This is a genomic window from Nitrospira sp. BLG_2 (assembly GCF_049222245.1).
The window spans coordinates 1-14,420 of sequence record NZ_JBLYIG010000303.1 but is presented as its reverse complement, the minus strand read 5'-3'; the positions used below and the strand labels follow the sequence as shown (position 1 = coordinate 14,420).

The following is a 14,420-nucleotide window of genomic DNA, read 5'->3' as shown; positions in this document are numbered from 1 at the left end:
AAAATCGCCAACCACCCGATCTTCACCGGCTTCGAATCGTACCACTGCGAGATGTCATACCCTCGATCGTTTGCCATAGTGTGACCTCCCTTTTGGCTAATTGATACTCACTTCCTATTTCTTCCATTCCTTATTCAGACCTTACTGATCTGATATCTCACTGCTATCTCTCCGCTTCACAATACTTAACTGGTTCCCCAGCAATACTACCTCAAATCGATATGCTAATGCCAATCGATAAATTCATTCTCCATCCAGCACTTAAGCGCTGTTTTTTCCATGAGTTATATTGACCCTCTCCCATTACCTTTCTCAAGTACTAGTGTATATGTAGTCACCTGCTCAAGAAAACTCGACTCTGGAAACGTTGATCCTTTTGGACCTCGCAGCGTAGGATATTTCTTTGGTCGGGAGTAATATGAGACCACCTGGATGGGCAAGCTCGCGAGGAATCGTTGCTGCAATAATTGCGATGGGCGCGCTCTTCTTGCTGGCATACATGCAGATCAATTCTCAGACAGAAGGAAAAAAACAGGTCATCGCCACTATTATCCAGAATTGGCAACAGGCGCACCCGGCGGACCAGCGCTTCGTGATTTTGCCCGACTTCAACAACAATGCAGTCCTCGATAAAGATACAAACCTCATCTGGGAGCTTTCCCCAACGCCAACTCGTTTGACATGGAACGAAGCGCGTGCCGCATGCGTTACCCGAGCGACCGGCGGCCATAAAGGTTGGCGTCTGCCGGCGCCAACCGAAATGCGTAGCCTGGTTGGTCCAGCGGTGGACTCTCCTATTCCGAATATCCCACCGGGACATCCATTCTTGAACATTCAACCAACATCCTATTGGACGGTCGTCCCCGAAGCCAATCAGCCATCATATGCACGGTACGTGGACGCATTCCTTGGCAACGTGTTGAGCTTCATCAAAATATACACTTATCCAGTCTGGTGCGTTCGCGGGCCGATCAAGCAGGATGAAAAGTGACTCAGCAGTCACTTTATTACAATATTCCTCCTTGTCTCATTCGAGCTCTATCTCGAGACTCGTCCCTTTTACTCGAATAGTTTCCGCACCGCACATTTGCTATTAGGGGGCAAGATTGCCTCAGGGCGGTGCCCATGAGGAGGTGGATCGTGAACTTTCTCCTCGTCGACGACCGACACAAGCATGACCATTTTGTACTCGATATCCTGGGCCGCTACGTTGAACGGGTCCCGGTCTGCCCGGAAGTTGAAGCGGGCTGGGCACTCTTCGTGAGGTTATGCGGTTGGTCGAGAATTGCGATATCCCTAAAGATTGCCCGCAAAATTTAGGGACACAGCTAGAGCCCGACGCCGCAGCCAGACAACCGCCGTCCGCTGAAGAGCTGGAATCTGGATATGAAGATCTGTCGGTGGTCGCGGATGCCATCAACCGACCCTTACCAATCCCGGCTTCAAACCGTCGTGGCACGATTACAGTTCCAACTCAATAACATCTTGTTCGGACTAGCCTATAACGAGTTCCGCGCTCCAACCCTGGAAGAGGCGTGGAACACCTCATTGAACAGGAGCCACTGAGATCACTGTGACGACCACCATGTTTACACCCGGAGGTTCTCATTCTGAAATTGAGACACGTGACATCCTCGATCAACTCCGGCCGAAACATCCTAGCGTGGCACTCCGTTATGTCCGGCCCGTTGATCGTGAGTTGGTCGCCGACACTTTAGCCGAGCAGATCCCTCGCTTCTCCACGGTAGCTCAACACATAGATCGGTGAAAAGATCTGTCAGCAGTCGGCCAAGCAGTGTAGAATGCCGACACATGGCGGACACTGAAAGGGGAGGACCTCTAGTGACGGTTCGGGACCAACTGACAGAAACGTTCCATGCCACGCAGTCATTTAAGTGGGATCGCTATAAGGGATTCAAGCTCGCATCCGGCGAGATCAGCCCTTTCTATGTCGATTGCCGTGCCCTCTTGGGGCATCCGGAAGCGCGTCGTCTGGTCGCCAAACTGGCCTACGAGGCGCTCACTGACATTGAATTCGATTGTCTGGGTGGCCTCGAACTCGGAGCCATCCCCATTGCCGTGACCATTTCCGATTTTGCCTGCGCTGCTTCACGTCGGCGTCTCTGGCGGACGTTCGTCGTGCGGAAGCAGCCCAAGGACCATGGACTGGGAAAGTTGATCGAGGGTACCATCTGTCCCGGCGATCGAGCGTTGATCGTAGATGACGTGCTCACGAGCGGTGGGTCATTGCTGAAAGCGATAGAAGTCGCAAGGGAGGCTGGACTTCGAGTAAATCATGCGCTAGTCATTGTGGACCGTCAAGAACAGGATGGGAAAGCACGTGTGGAGAGAGAACAGGTCCAGCTCATCAGTCTCGTAACCATTCAAGAACTCATGAACACGATGAAGAAAGCCTAGTGGCACTCGCATGGATTTGTACGTTCGCATCCATCATTTGCACTCGAATTGAATCCCCCACCGCCGCTCTTCTACCACTTCTTGTGCCCCATCCAGCGGGCTTACGACTCGCGTGCGCCCTTTGGTTTCTCCCTCGCGAAGGATGCTGTAGAGCCTGCTTCCACATTTCTCTTTCATGAGGTCAAGGGCATCCTTGCGGAAGGAGGACAGCATAGGGCCTTGCCCTTCTTTAAACGGATAGATGACGACCCCACCCATGTCGTGTTGCTGAACGATTTTTGCGCCATCGGCACAGCCTCCAACTGCTAGGCACATCGCTGCTCCGACAATTTTCAGCCAAGACTTGATCATTACCTGGGACTGGCCCCAATCACGGTGGGCAACGGAATATGACTGCCCGAACTGCCGAAGAGACTCTTCCAGGAAGCATGTTCTTGTGCCTGTAAGTTCCTTTCCCACAGAGACTCCTCAATGCGGAGATCTGAAGATGACCCTCCGTCCATTGCCATCGCTTGACGCACAGCAGGAAGCGCATCCTTGAAACATCGACCGATGTCGTATAAGCGAACGGCGCCGAGACTTTTAAGGAGAAGGATGTGCCCGGTTTCCATTTCAGCAACAATAGTCTGATAGGCATGTTTTCCACTCTCGCGGACACGGATCTTGCCGGTTCGATCCAAAAGCATCAACGCCTGTGCCGCTTCACGGTAATGCGGCTGTTCTTCGTCGAAACTTTCTGCCGCCAGATCGAGGATCCTCGCCTTCTGCAATCCCGACGCGGACGGTTCCGCGACAAACAATCCTTGCCACGATGTGTGACGTCGGCTTCCCAACGGACGCCCATCCTTATAGAGAAGACCGAGATAGGCGAAGTTTTCACGGAACAACCCCGCATTGAATAGCACATGATGACCTGTTCGTTTCTGCCATTCGTCGATCCTGGGAGGTTCTGAAAGTCCTTCTTGAGCATAATGATGAACAGAGAACTTCGTCCGTTCCGGATCCATATCGACAACCAGCATGGTTGGCACAGTGGGACAAGCGTCGCCTGGCTTCCACACCGAAACCGTTACGCCTTCAGAAAGGCGCTCCCATGAGATATCCTGAGCTGAACACAGACCGGGCAGCAGAACGACGCTCAGTAGAAGAACGCGCCCGGCATGCTTGGACTCTTCGAAGTAACGACTTCTATTCATGACAGTACTGCAGGTGACGACCGCTTATGATTCAGAGTCGCTTGACGCTCCATGGCTACCCAATTGACTCCGGTTGTTGAGTGTCCCTCAACCGATTTGTCGGCTGCATATCCAAAAGCTCACGGACGGAACTCGCCAAAGCTTGAGGTGTAAAGGGCTTCTGCAGATAGGCACTAGCAGGGTCATCCGCTCCGATACCAATGTCATCGGTATATCCTGAAATAAAGAGAAGCTTCAATTCTGGCTTAATCATGCGAAGATGCCTCGCCAGTTCAGTCCCATTCATCCCCGGCATCACGATATCCGTGAGTAACAGTTTAAGCCTCCCAATATGGGGAGTGGCCACCAGACAAGCCTCGACACCATTTCTTGCTTCTACAATGCGATATCCGAGCTTACGAAGTTCATCCCGGACGAGAATGCGAACATCTTCTTCATCCTCTACAAGAAGAATCGTTTCATGACCCTCCACTGATTGCAACGATACGTTCTCATCTGTAGGCATTTCAATTTCACTCATCACACGGGGAAGGTAAACATCGAAACGTGTCCCCTCCCCACTCTCACTGATCACATCCAATCCTCCACCGCTTTCGGTGACGATGCCGAACACAGTCGACAATCCAAGTCCTGTTCCCTTTTCTTCATCCTTGGTTGTAAAGAAGGGCTTGAAGATATGCTCCTGTATCTCTAAAGACATTCCACAGCCAGTATCGGATACTGAAAGCCTCACATATTCTCCCGGCGGTATCGGACTGACACGGTATCTTGGCTGATGGCCGAGTCCAGCCGGAGCAGTTTCGATCATCAGCTTGCCTCCAGCCGGCATCGCATCCCGGGCATTCACGACCAGATTCATTACGATCTGCTCGACTAAGGCAGGATCGGCTTTAATGCGGGGGTCCTCCATGCTCAATCTCAACGTCAGTTGAATATCAGTTCCGATCAACCTCCGAAGCATAGTCTCTACATTCCTGAGGGTGGTATTCAGGCTGTGGACTCTCGCTCCGGAAGGCTGCTTCCCGCTGAATGTGAGCAACTGGCGAATGAGAATCCTAGCGCGATCACCCGCCTTTTGTATTTCTTCTACCCTGTTTCTCAGCGGATGATCCGAGCCCGTTTCATTGAGAAGAACCTGGCTATGGCCCATGATGATCGTTAGCAAATTATTGAAATCGTGTGCCAATCCTCCAGCCAAACGACCGACGGCCTCAAGTTTTTGCAGCTGCCGAAGTTGCATTTCGTTTTGGAGGAGTGCCCTCTCCGCTTGTTGCTCACGCAGTATTCGACGCACCGATGGGACAAGTCGCCCTAATCCTTCTTTATGAATGCAATCCGTCGCACCGTGCTGCATTTGCTCAATGCACAGGGGCTCAGTAAGTGCTGCCGAGACACAGATAAACGGTACATCAGGAGCCGACTGTTGGGTCAATTCTAAGGCAGCCCCATTATCAAACTCAGGCATGGAGAATTCAGCCAAGATAAGATCCACCTGGTCATTGTTCAAAGCTGAAGTAAAGGCGCAACGGGTTTCCACGCGTCGTATCGCACAAGGAATGCCCCCATCGGTCAACAGCGTCTGGATGCGATCAGTATCTTGTGGGTTAGTGTCTAGATGCAGCACTCTCAACAGAGTTGTCATGGCGGGGTCATTGAGTGGAGCGGCAGTTTTCAGGAGGAGGCTCATTGATGATACCCCAGAACGCTCCCAACTCTTTGACCGCGGATAAAAATTTATGAAACTCCACGGGCTTGACGACGTAAGCGTTGGCTCCCAGGGCATAACTGTCGGCCAGGTCACGTTCTTCTCGCGATGATGTCAGCATTACGACGGGAATTGGACGAAGATTGGCGTCAGCCTTAATGGTACGCAAGACCTCAAGGCCGTTCACTTTAGGCATTTTCAGATCCAGAAACACCACAGCAGGGTTTCCTCTTAGTCGAGACTTGAACTGTCCTCGACAATACAAGTAATCCAACACTTCGGCGCCGTCATGGCACAGAACGACTTTGTCGCAAATATGCTCTGCCTCCATCGCCGCCAATGCCAGCTCGGCGTCTCGAGGGTTATCCTCGGCGAGGAGGATCGGTTTGGCTATGGTCATGAGTCAAGTCTCCCTGTCGAGAGCAGTACGTAGAACGTCGCTCCCTTATCCGGCACACCTTCGGCCCAGGTCCGCCCCCCGTGGCGGTGAATGATCCGACGAACATTTGCGAGGCCAATACCGGTTCCTTCGAACTCGTCGGCTCCGTGCAATCTCTGGAATACTCCAAACAGTTTTGGGGTATATTGCATGTCGAACCCCACGCCATTGTCGCGGACGAAAAGCACGATTTCCGTAGAGCTGGGATGCTCCACACCGATCTCAATTGTGGCGATCGGCCTGGTGCTGGTAAATTTCACGGCATTTGCAATCAAGTTCATAAATACTTGCCGGAGCATAGCCGGATCGCCTTGTACTACAGGCAGAGCGGCGATTGTCCATGATATCTCTCGTCCTTGCAAGTCCAAGCGAAGATCGGAAAGAATGTTTTTGATCACCTGATCAAGGTTGACGTCCGTGCGAAGCATCTCTTGGCGACCCATACGAGAAAACACCAGCAGATCATCGATCAGCTGTCCCATCTGTTTAGCGGAGTCTGAGATCGTCTGCAAATACCGAGCTGCCTTATGATTAAGCGAATGCTCCGCCGATTTACGCAAGAGTCCGGCATAGCCGTCGATGTGACGCAACGGCGCGCGTAAGTCGTGAGAGATTGAATAACTGAATGCTTCCAACTCCTTGTTTGCAGCCTCCAAGAGTTCTCCTCGACGTTGTAGCTCCCCAGCGACACGTCGACGTTCCGTGATGTCATGCCGAATGAGGTAATACACCCATGCCAGCAGAACCAGTTGCAACAATGCACCCATGCCGAGGAGTACAATGGTATTTCTCGTCCCGACAGCGGATTCCATTACCCGTTGCCTTATTGCTTGCCGCTCATGCAAATCCATTTCCGTAATGATTTGGTGAATGATGCCGAGCTCGCGTTTTCCGGCGCCTTCGAAGGCCGCTTTCTTGACGGCTCGGAAGCCGCCTTCTTGAAACTGAGCAATGGCTTTTGATTCAGCGTTCAGTTGCCGGTCCATCATCCGATCGAGGAGTCCGATCCGTTGTTGTTGCCCCACTGACTCGCGGACTAAGTCATTGAGGTACACGGTGAATGTCGGTTTCTGCTTCACGACCTTCTTGTAGCTCTCCAAATACGATGCTTCTCCCGTCACCAGATAACGCCGATGGGCGTCTTCTGCTTCACTCATCGCGGCATCGACACTATTCAGGAGTTGCACGAGATCATGACTGCGACTATCCAGTTCGCTATTGGTAAGAAGGATACTTGTGTTGTGATAGGAGATCGCGCTGATGATCAGAATCCCGACGAACACCAGACTGAAACCGGCTAAGACCCGCTGCTCGATGGTCAGCCTGTGAAACCATGCAACTGAACCCCGGGAGAAAACGGAAAACCCCGCTGGAACGGAACCCGACGGTTTAGGTCGTTCGGTCCCTACACGGTGAGCCTGTGAGGGATGGTTGGAAGCCGATTTCATCGATCAGGACGACTTGCATCAAACACTTCGGTGATCGTTCGGAATCCAAGCAGTATACCTGTTTCTATGGTAGCAATTGTAACAGAACTCTCAGGAGACGGAAGCAGAAATTAACTGCCTAGCAGGGGGCCAGGATGGATCACAGTCGCTGAAGGACCGACAAAGTTCGCAAACATGAGCGTCGCGCTGACCACCCAATCCGTGAACGGTTGCGGGTAAATGCCGATCACCAAAGTCCCAGCTAAACCGACATAGATCACCGCCTTCATCGGCCCAGAAATCCCGATCGGAGAGGGATCCACCGGTTCATTGATATACATCTGCTTCACAATAATGAGGTAATAGTACATCGAGATCACGATGTTGATTAGTCCGACTGCGATCAATGTATAGAGCCCTTCTTTGATGGCCGCCACGAAAATGTACAGCTTGCCGATAAACCCGGCGAGCGGGGGCACACCCGCCAGAGACAGCAGAAAGAGCAACATCGCGAATGCCAGAAAGGGCGACCGTCTGTTTAAGCCTCGGTAGTCCTCGATTTCATCCCTTCCAATGGCCTGACTGACCGCGATGACGACGGCGAAGGCTCCGATATTGGCAAATAAGTACGCCAGAAGGTAAAACAAAATGGCATCACTTCCCATTTTGGTGCCTGCCGCAAGACCGATCAGCACATTCCCTACTTGGGCGATGCCTGAATATGCCAGCAACCGTTTTATGTTGCGCTGTGCAATAGCCACGATATTGGCATAGGTCATCGATAGGATAGACACCACCACCAAAAGCGACACCCACAGGGGCTTGAACGCAACCAACGCCACCAGGAAAATGCGGAGCAAGATCGCAAAGGCCGCAGCTTTTGGAGCGATCGACAAGAAAGTCGTTACAGGAGTCGGAGCACCATGGTAGGTATCGGGAATCCATGCGTGGAATGGAACGGCGCCGATCTTAAATCCCAGAGAAGCAAAGATCAGCAAAAACCCAATGACCAATCCGGGGGTTGCCTGAGCGGATGCCATTTCCGAGAAGACGAGCTTACCGGTTTCACCATAAACGAGACTGATCCCGTAAGCGAGCAGGCCGGCTGCAAAAACACCCAGAATAAAAAACTTGAGCCCACCTTCGTTCGAAGCCAAATCATCACGTAGATAAGACACCAGAACGTAAAACCCCAGCGTTGCGAATTCAAGACTGACGAAGACGGACAGCAGATCGTTGGCGGACACCATGAACATCATGCCGAGTGCCGCCATGACAACGAGGCAATAATACTCCCCCCGGAAAAGAGTGAATCGATTGACGTACTCGATTGATGTCAGGATGACGAGTATCGTCGCTCCCAGAATAAAGACCTTGAAAAATATCGCCATGCGATCCAGTACGAACATGTTGCCGAAGAGCGTGCCTGAAATTTGATTGACGTCGAACCAGCCTAAACAGGCGAGTGCGATTACAAGGCCAGCGACACTGAGATAGGCCAGTCGTTCCTTAGGTAAGCGCGGAAGAGAAAAATCGACGATGAGCACCACACACAGCCAGCAGGTCAGAAAGATCTCCGGCAATAGGAGCAGCAGGTCGGAAAAGGTCATGTTCAGGGAGAACGTCATTCGCGACCCTTTCGTGAGACCTGAGACGTATAGGATATGGGCTCGTGCACAATCAACGGAGCAGAAGTCTTTTCTGGCGCCGTCGCCTTCCCCATCACCTCTAACCCGTCATCGGCTTTTGCGACTGGAACCACGAGCGTAATCTTCGCAACCAACGGATTCACGCCCGAACGAACAACATCATACAAATGCATCGGAAAAATGCCGAACCCCACACTGACGGCAATCATGATCAACAGGGGCAGGCGATCGACCGTAGAAACCGCATCGTGCGCATGGCTGTATTTTTGGTTCATCGGCCCGTAAAAAAGCCCTCGCATCATTTTGAAAAGGTAGGCCAAGGTCAATACGATACCCAGCATGGCGACGATGACTTGAAAAGGATATTTGTTCCAACTTCCAACGATGATCATGATTTCCGCAATAAAATTCACCGTGCCTGGCATCCCGATCGACGCCATGCAGGCCACGACAAAACAGGCAGAAATGAAGGGCATTTTGTTCGAGAGACCGCCCAATGAGGGAATGTCACGACTATGGGTTTGGTCATAGACCCATCCCGCCATTGCGAAGAGCATGCCGGTCGCCATCGCATGGGCGAACATGTAGATCACGGCCCCGCTCAAACTGATGTAATTCAAAGCCGCCATGCCGAGAAACACATAGCCCATGTGACTGGAACTGGAATAGCCGATAACATACTTGGTGTCTTTAGCGTAAAACGCAACGAAGCCGCCGTAAATAATGCTGAATATGCACAGAACGGCAGCGATCGGCATCAATTCCCTGGTCGTTTCAGGAAGAATTTCGAAAGCCACCCGAATAATGGAAAAGTGCCCCAGCTTCATCAAAACGCCCGCATGAAGCATGCTGGTCGCCGCCGGCGCAGCCGCATGGCCAACCGGAGACCAGGAATGCAAGGGCCACAGCGGAGCGATCGACGCAAAGCCGAAGAAGACCAACACCCAGATGATCTTGTCCAACGTTGTCCCCAGCACCGGGATATTCATGAGATTGGCCTGTTCGCGGAGCACCAAGATATCAAACGTGTTCAGGCCAGAAAATTTATAAATGAGTAGAATACCCATCAGCGCGACGACGGCAAAAGCAGATAGGAAAAGCACCAACTTCATCGCCGCATACTCTTTGCTGTTTGAGCCAAAATTCATAATGAAGCCGACCGAGTCCCTCTTCTTCAACCCTTCGGGGTCGGTCATCTCCAAATACTTTTTGGTGTGGCTGCCCCACATGCCCAACAACAAGTACATCGGGATGACGGACATCTCGTAGAAGAAGTAAAGGAAGAACAGGTCGAGGGACATGAACACGCCGATCGTGGCGGCCGCCAAGATCAGCAACCAGATGTAAAACTCCTTCGTGCGGTCCCTGATATGCCAAGAGACGAAGATGCCGGCAAACAGCAGAATCGATGAAGCAAGGACGAGCGGAGTCCCGATCCCATCAACCCCAAGGTACAAGGAAATGCCGAGCTGCTTGGACCACTCATACTTTTGGATAAATTGGAATCCGCCTTTCACCGGATCGTACGCATAAAAGAGATACAGCGACGCAATCAGCGATACGAAGGCGGCGCTCGTCGCTATGCTTCGAACGAGCAGGGGTTGCCGATTGGATATAAAAATCAACGCCAGGGCTCCTGCGAACGGAGCGAAGAGAATATACAGCAGTGCGTACTCTCCCATAGGCCGACCTAATATCCTCGTCTCATCTGGAAACTTTCAAGTGACGCCGTCGTCTCATGATGGAGTCGATCAACGAGGGCTTGGACAGATCCGTTCATGATTCGAAGGAATGGAGATGGATAAAGTCCAATCCAGAGAATCATGATGGACAGTGACACAGCAATAATTTTCTCGCGCGGTTGCAGGTCGCTCATTGTCCCTTTCACCGCAGCACCTAACGGACCTAACATCGAACGCTCGTAGTACCAGAGAAAATACGCGGCTCCGAAAATCACTCCCAGAACGGCGACGGCACCGACCCACCATTTGGCTTTGAACGCTCCTAACAGAATGAGAAACTCTCCGACAAAGCCGTTGGTGCCGGGAAGCCCGATCGACGCCATTCCGATAATGAAAAGAAAGGTCGCCAGAAGAGGCACTTGTTTTGCCATTCCCCCGAACGCGGACAAATGAGTCGTCTGCTGCCGAGAATAAAGAAACCCGGCGATAAAGAAAAGCCCCGCCGTGCTGAATCCCAGATTGATCATGGTCAGTAAGCTGCCTTGCAGACCTTGATAGTTCAACGCAAACAACCCCACGACCACAAAGCCGAGATGGCTGATGCTGCTGTAGGCCAGCAAGCGTCGAAAATCGGCTTGAACCAAGGCCATCCAAGCTCCGTAGAGAATCGCACAGAGCCCGAGCGCGACCACGACCATGACGACCGCCTCGCTTTTCGATGCATCCGGAAGCAAGGGAATGCTGAAGCGCATGAAACCGTACGTGCCCAGCTTCAGACCTGCCAACACCACGGCCATCCCGATCGGCCCCTCCAACAGCGCATCAGGCAACCATGTGTGGAAGGGAAACACCGGTGCTTTGAACGCGAATCCGAGAAACATCAGCCAAAAGATGACGAGTTGTTGTGAAATCGGAATCGGTACCGTCAGGAGTTCGAGGAAATCAAACGAAAAGACCTGATCCGTATGATGCAGGGAGGCCCATTGATGATAATTGATGTTCAGCAACGCGATGCCCACCAACATGAACACGCTGCCCAAGAGCGTATAAAGAACGAACTTCAGCGCGGCATAGTGACGCTCGGCCCCCCCGCCCCATAGCTTGATCAGAAAATAGCTTGGAATCAGCATCAATTCCCAGAATACGAAGAATAGGATCAAATCCAGCGATACGAAGACACCCATTGTCGTCGTCTCGAGCGTCAGTAGACACATCATGTACAGCTTGACTTGATGTCGGATCGTATCCCACGAGTACACGACCACCAAGACCGTCAAAAAAGCCGTGAGCCCGACGAACAATACGCTGATTCCATCGACTGCCAGGTGATAGCTGATGCCTAATGCCGGAATCCATCGGACACGCTCGGTGAATTGCATAGCGGCAGAGTCCGGCACAAAACGCAATAATACGAATACAGAGAGCGCCAGCTCCACCAGCGCAATCGTGAGAGCGGAAGTCCGGACCCTATCCTCTTCGTCGAACAGCCAGAGCACAGCTGCCCCGACGACCGGGAGAAAAAGAATGCAAGACAAAATGGGAAATCCGGCTGTGAGTTCTTCGAGCATGGATAAAGTCTAGCCGAGTTAAGACCTACATCTGAGCAAACAATTGAACGACGAGAACGAGAAGGAAGAGCCCCGCAACGATGATGGCGGCATAATGATGGACCATTCCACTCTGTATCTTCCGACCTTCGCGAGCCGCGAGATGATTTCCATAGCCGATCACGTTGAGCCCCGCATAGACGATGTATTTCTCGCACCATGTAGAAGCGGAGGCACCCCAATCCGTGAGCCGACCCACTCCGCGCACGAGACCATCTATGACCGTACGATCGAACCAGTCAAGCATTGCACCCAGACGTTTGAGCGGCTCGACAAAAATGACATCGTAGAATTCATCAACATAGTACTTGTTCAATAAGATTCGGTACGCGGCGGAAAATCTCTTCGCCCAGTCTTCAGAGGTCGTCGGGCTCACGACATAGAGGAAATGCGCAAGTCCCCATCCCAACAACGCAATGACGATCGCGATGCTCATCAATAGAACTACCATGCCGGCACTGGCCTCATGCTCGCCCCTCACCCCGACGACCGGCCCCAAAAATCCATGCAACCAGCCATGCTCCGGTGGAAACCCTAAGATCACTCCACCCACGATCGAAAGAAAGGCAAGAACCATCAGAGGGGCGACCATGACCATCGGAGATTCATGCACATGCTCAGCCGTATGAGGATCCATTCGAGAAGAACCGTAGAATGTCAGATACGCGAGGCGGAACATATAAAAAGATGTCAGTAGTGCCCCAACGGCGGCCATGCTGTACAGGAGATAGTGCTGATTGATGAAGGCATGGGCCATAATTTCGTCTTTGCTCCAGAAGCCCGCTAGGGGAGGAAGACCGGCGATTGCGATGGTACCGGTCAGAAACAGACGATGAGTCCAAGGAATTCGGCTGCTCAGTCCGCCCATCTTTCGGATATCCTGTTCGCCCGACAACGCATGGATCACCGACCCTGCGGACAAGAACAATAACGCCTTGAAGAATGCGTGGGTCATGACATGAAAAACGGACGCCGTATAGGCGCCGATCCCGCAACCAAGAAACATGTATCCGAGCTGGCTCACCGTCGAATAAGCTAAGACGCGCTTGATGTCGGTTTGGACGAGCCCAATGGTCGCCGCAAACAAGGCGGTGCCGCCACCGATAAACGCCACCATCGACATTGCAAACGGTGAGAGATCGAAGATCGCGTGATTACGGACGATCATGTAGACACCGGCGGTCACCATGGTCGCCGCATGGATCAACGCGCTCACCGGCGTGGGACCCTCCATCGCATCGGGCAGCCATGTGTGGAGAGGCAGTTGCGCGGACTTCCCGATTGCACCCACTAGGAGACAGAGAGCGATGGCGGTGGCCATGTCTGGAGACAGTTGTTGCCCGACCTGGGCAAAGACTTTCGTATAGTCGAGAGTCTTGAAGTTGATAAAGACAAGAAATATGGCGACGAGAAATCCTGCGTCGCCGATCCGGTTGACGACAAACGCTTTGGATGCGGCCTTGGCGGCGGACTCCTTATCATAGTAATAACCGATCAAGAGATACGAACAAAGCCCAACACCTTCCCAACCGATAAAGAGCACGACATAGTTGTTCCCCATGACAAGAAGCAACATGGAAACCATGAATAGGTTCATGTAGGTAAAAAAGCGCGTGAATCCAGTTTCTCCGTGCATATAGCCGACGGAATACACGTGGATGAGAAATCCGACGCCGGTGACGACCAGCAACCAGGCGCAGGTCAGAGGATCCACCAGATAGGCTAAATCGACCGTCAAATCACCGCCGAAGATCCATTGATAGACAATGACTTCATGAGAAGCTCCCGTACGCATGACATCGGTGAATACTCCAATCGTACAGAGAAACGATAAACCAACCGAACCCCAAGCCAATCGATGGGCCATGTCATGGGAATAGCGGTGTCCAAACAGTCCGTTCACCACAACGGCGAGCAGCGGGAAAACAGGAATCAATTTGATAAGAAGATCAATCAAGTCAGACACAGTACCGTGCCATTCCGAGGATGCTCAGCTAGCCAACCATGCTGCACGGAGCCGGAACCTAAAGCGTACTCTTGGGGGGTACGTTGAGGAGTACAAGCCACCGACTGCAACGTTGGATGTGATTGCCCACATCCTGCTACCACTTTAAGAGATTCATTTCATCCACATTCGTGGATATCTTGCCTCTGAATACGACGATGATGATGGCCAAACCGACGGCCGCTTCGCCTGCCGCAATGGCGATGATGAACAGAGCAACAAGTTGCCCTGCCATAGATTCCAAATAGTGCGAGAAAGCGACTAAATTGATGTTGGCCGCATTCATCATGAT

General features: G+C 52.2%; 12 protein-coding genes. 2 read left to right on the top strand and 10 right to left on the bottom strand.

What is annotated here, in order from left to right; translation table 11 throughout:
• Positions 1-472 precede the first annotated feature (472 nt).
• Together ACOSYY_RS08440 and pyrE are read left to right on the top strand one after the other, a co-directional pair.
• Entirely contained in the window at positions 473-991 is a 519-nt protein-coding gene (locus tag ACOSYY_RS08440) for an Lcl C-terminal domain-containing protein (RefSeq protein WP_421661825.1), read from the top strand.
• Between the two features lie 821 nt (positions 992-1,812).
• On the top strand, positions 1,813-2,418 hold the full coding sequence (pyrE, locus tag ACOSYY_RS08435; RefSeq protein WP_421661824.1) for an orotate phosphoribosyltransferase: 606 nt from the start codon (positions 1,813-1,815) through the stop codon (positions 2,416-2,418).
• A 33-nt stretch (positions 2,419-2,451) separates the two neighbouring features.
• On the opposite strand, the gene ACOSYY_RS08430 is transcribed toward pyrE, so the two are convergent.
• The 10 genes from ACOSYY_RS08430 to nuoK form a co-directional block, all read right to left on the bottom strand.
• Complete coding sequence (locus tag ACOSYY_RS08430) at positions 2,452-2,733, bottom strand: hypothetical protein (RefSeq protein ID WP_421661823.1); 282 nt, start codon at positions 2,731-2,733, stop codon at positions 2,452-2,454.
• Positions 2,734-2,768: 35 nt separating this feature from the next.
• On the bottom strand, positions 2,769-3,614 hold the full coding sequence (locus tag ACOSYY_RS08425; protein ID WP_421661822.1) for a phosphodiester glycosidase family protein: 846 nt from the start codon (positions 3,612-3,614) through the stop codon (positions 2,769-2,771).
• Positions 3,615-3,669: 55 nt separating this feature from the next.
• Positions 3,670-5,256: a response regulator gene (locus ACOSYY_RS08420; protein WP_421661821.1), complete on the bottom strand. Its 1,587-nt coding sequence runs from the start codon at positions 5,254-5,256 to the stop codon at positions 3,670-3,672.
• Between the two features lie 7 nt (positions 5,257-5,263).
• Positions 5,264-5,719 (bottom strand): response regulator, encoded by a 456-nt coding sequence (locus tag ACOSYY_RS08415; protein WP_421661820.1) that lies wholly within the window; start codon positions 5,717-5,719, stop codon positions 5,264-5,266.
• A complete protein-coding gene (locus tag ACOSYY_RS08410) occupies positions 5,716-7,206 on the bottom strand; it encodes a sensor histidine kinase (RefSeq protein ID WP_421661819.1) in 1,491 nt (496 codons plus the stop codon). The genes ACOSYY_RS08415 and ACOSYY_RS08410 overlap by 4 nt, the downstream gene beginning before the upstream one ends.
• Before the next feature lie 110 nt (positions 7,207-7,316).
• Positions 7,317-8,813, bottom strand: a complete 1,497-nt coding sequence (locus ACOSYY_RS08405) for an NADH-quinone oxidoreductase subunit N (RefSeq protein WP_421661818.1) — start codon at positions 8,811-8,813, stop codon at positions 7,317-7,319.
• Positions 8,810-10,516: a complex I subunit 4 family protein gene (locus ACOSYY_RS08400; protein ID WP_421661817.1), complete on the bottom strand. Its 1,707-nt coding sequence runs from the start codon at positions 10,514-10,516 to the stop codon at positions 8,810-8,812. The genes ACOSYY_RS08405 and ACOSYY_RS08400 overlap by 4 nt, the downstream gene beginning before the upstream one ends.
• An 8-nt stretch (positions 10,517-10,524) precedes the next feature.
• Positions 10,525-12,084 (bottom strand): complex I subunit 4 family protein, encoded by a 1,560-nt coding sequence (locus tag ACOSYY_RS08395; RefSeq protein ID WP_421661816.1) that lies wholly within the window; start codon positions 12,082-12,084, stop codon positions 10,525-10,527.
• 25 nt (positions 12,085-12,109) lie between these two features.
• On the bottom strand, positions 12,110-14,089 hold the full coding sequence (nuoL, locus tag ACOSYY_RS08390) for an NADH-quinone oxidoreductase subunit L (RefSeq protein WP_421661815.1): 1,980 nt from the start codon (positions 14,087-14,089) through the stop codon (positions 12,110-12,112).
• A gap of 136 nt (positions 14,090-14,225) precedes the next feature.
• The coding region (gene nuoK, locus ACOSYY_RS08385) for an NADH-quinone oxidoreductase subunit NuoK (protein WP_421661814.1) at positions 14,226-14,420 on the bottom strand (195 nt) is incomplete at its 5' end.

Bases quoted from the DNA above. Each gene is read 5' to 3' on its own strand.
- pyrE (WP_421661824.1), top strand. From the start codon at position 1,813: ATGGCGGACACTGAAAGGGGAGGACCTCTAGTGACGGTTCGGGACCAA.
- ACOSYY_RS08430 (WP_421661823.1), bottom strand. From the start codon at position 2,733: ATGTGCCTAGCAGTTGGAGGCTGTGCCGATGGCGCAAAAATCGTTCAG.
- ACOSYY_RS08395 (WP_421661816.1), bottom strand. From the start codon at position 12,084: ATGCTCGAAGAACTCACAGCCGGATTTCCCATTTTGTCTTGCATTCTT.
- ACOSYY_RS08440 (WP_421661825.1), top strand. From the start codon at position 473: ATGGGCGCGCTCTTCTTGCTGGCATACATGCAGATCAATTCTCAGACA.
- ACOSYY_RS08425 (WP_421661822.1), bottom strand. From the start codon at position 3,614: ATGAATAGAAGTCGTTACTTCGAAGAGTCCAAGCATGCCGGGCGCGTT.
- ACOSYY_RS08420 (WP_421661821.1), bottom strand. From the start codon at position 5,256: ATGACAACTCTGTTGAGAGTGCTGCATCTAGACACTAACCCACAAGAT.
- ACOSYY_RS08415 (WP_421661820.1), bottom strand. From the start codon at position 5,719: ATGACCATAGCCAAACCGATCCTCCTCGCCGAGGATAACCCTCGAGAC.
- ACOSYY_RS08405 (WP_421661818.1), bottom strand. From the start codon at position 8,813: ATGACGTTCTCCCTGAACATGACCTTTTCCGACCTGCTGCTCCTATTG.
- ACOSYY_RS08410 (WP_421661819.1), bottom strand. From the start codon at position 7,206: ATGAAATCGGCTTCCAACCATCCCTCACAGGCTCACCGTGTAGGGACC.
- ACOSYY_RS08400 (WP_421661817.1), bottom strand. From the start codon at position 10,516: ATGGGAGAGTACGCACTGCTGTATATTCTCTTCGCTCCGTTCGCAGGA.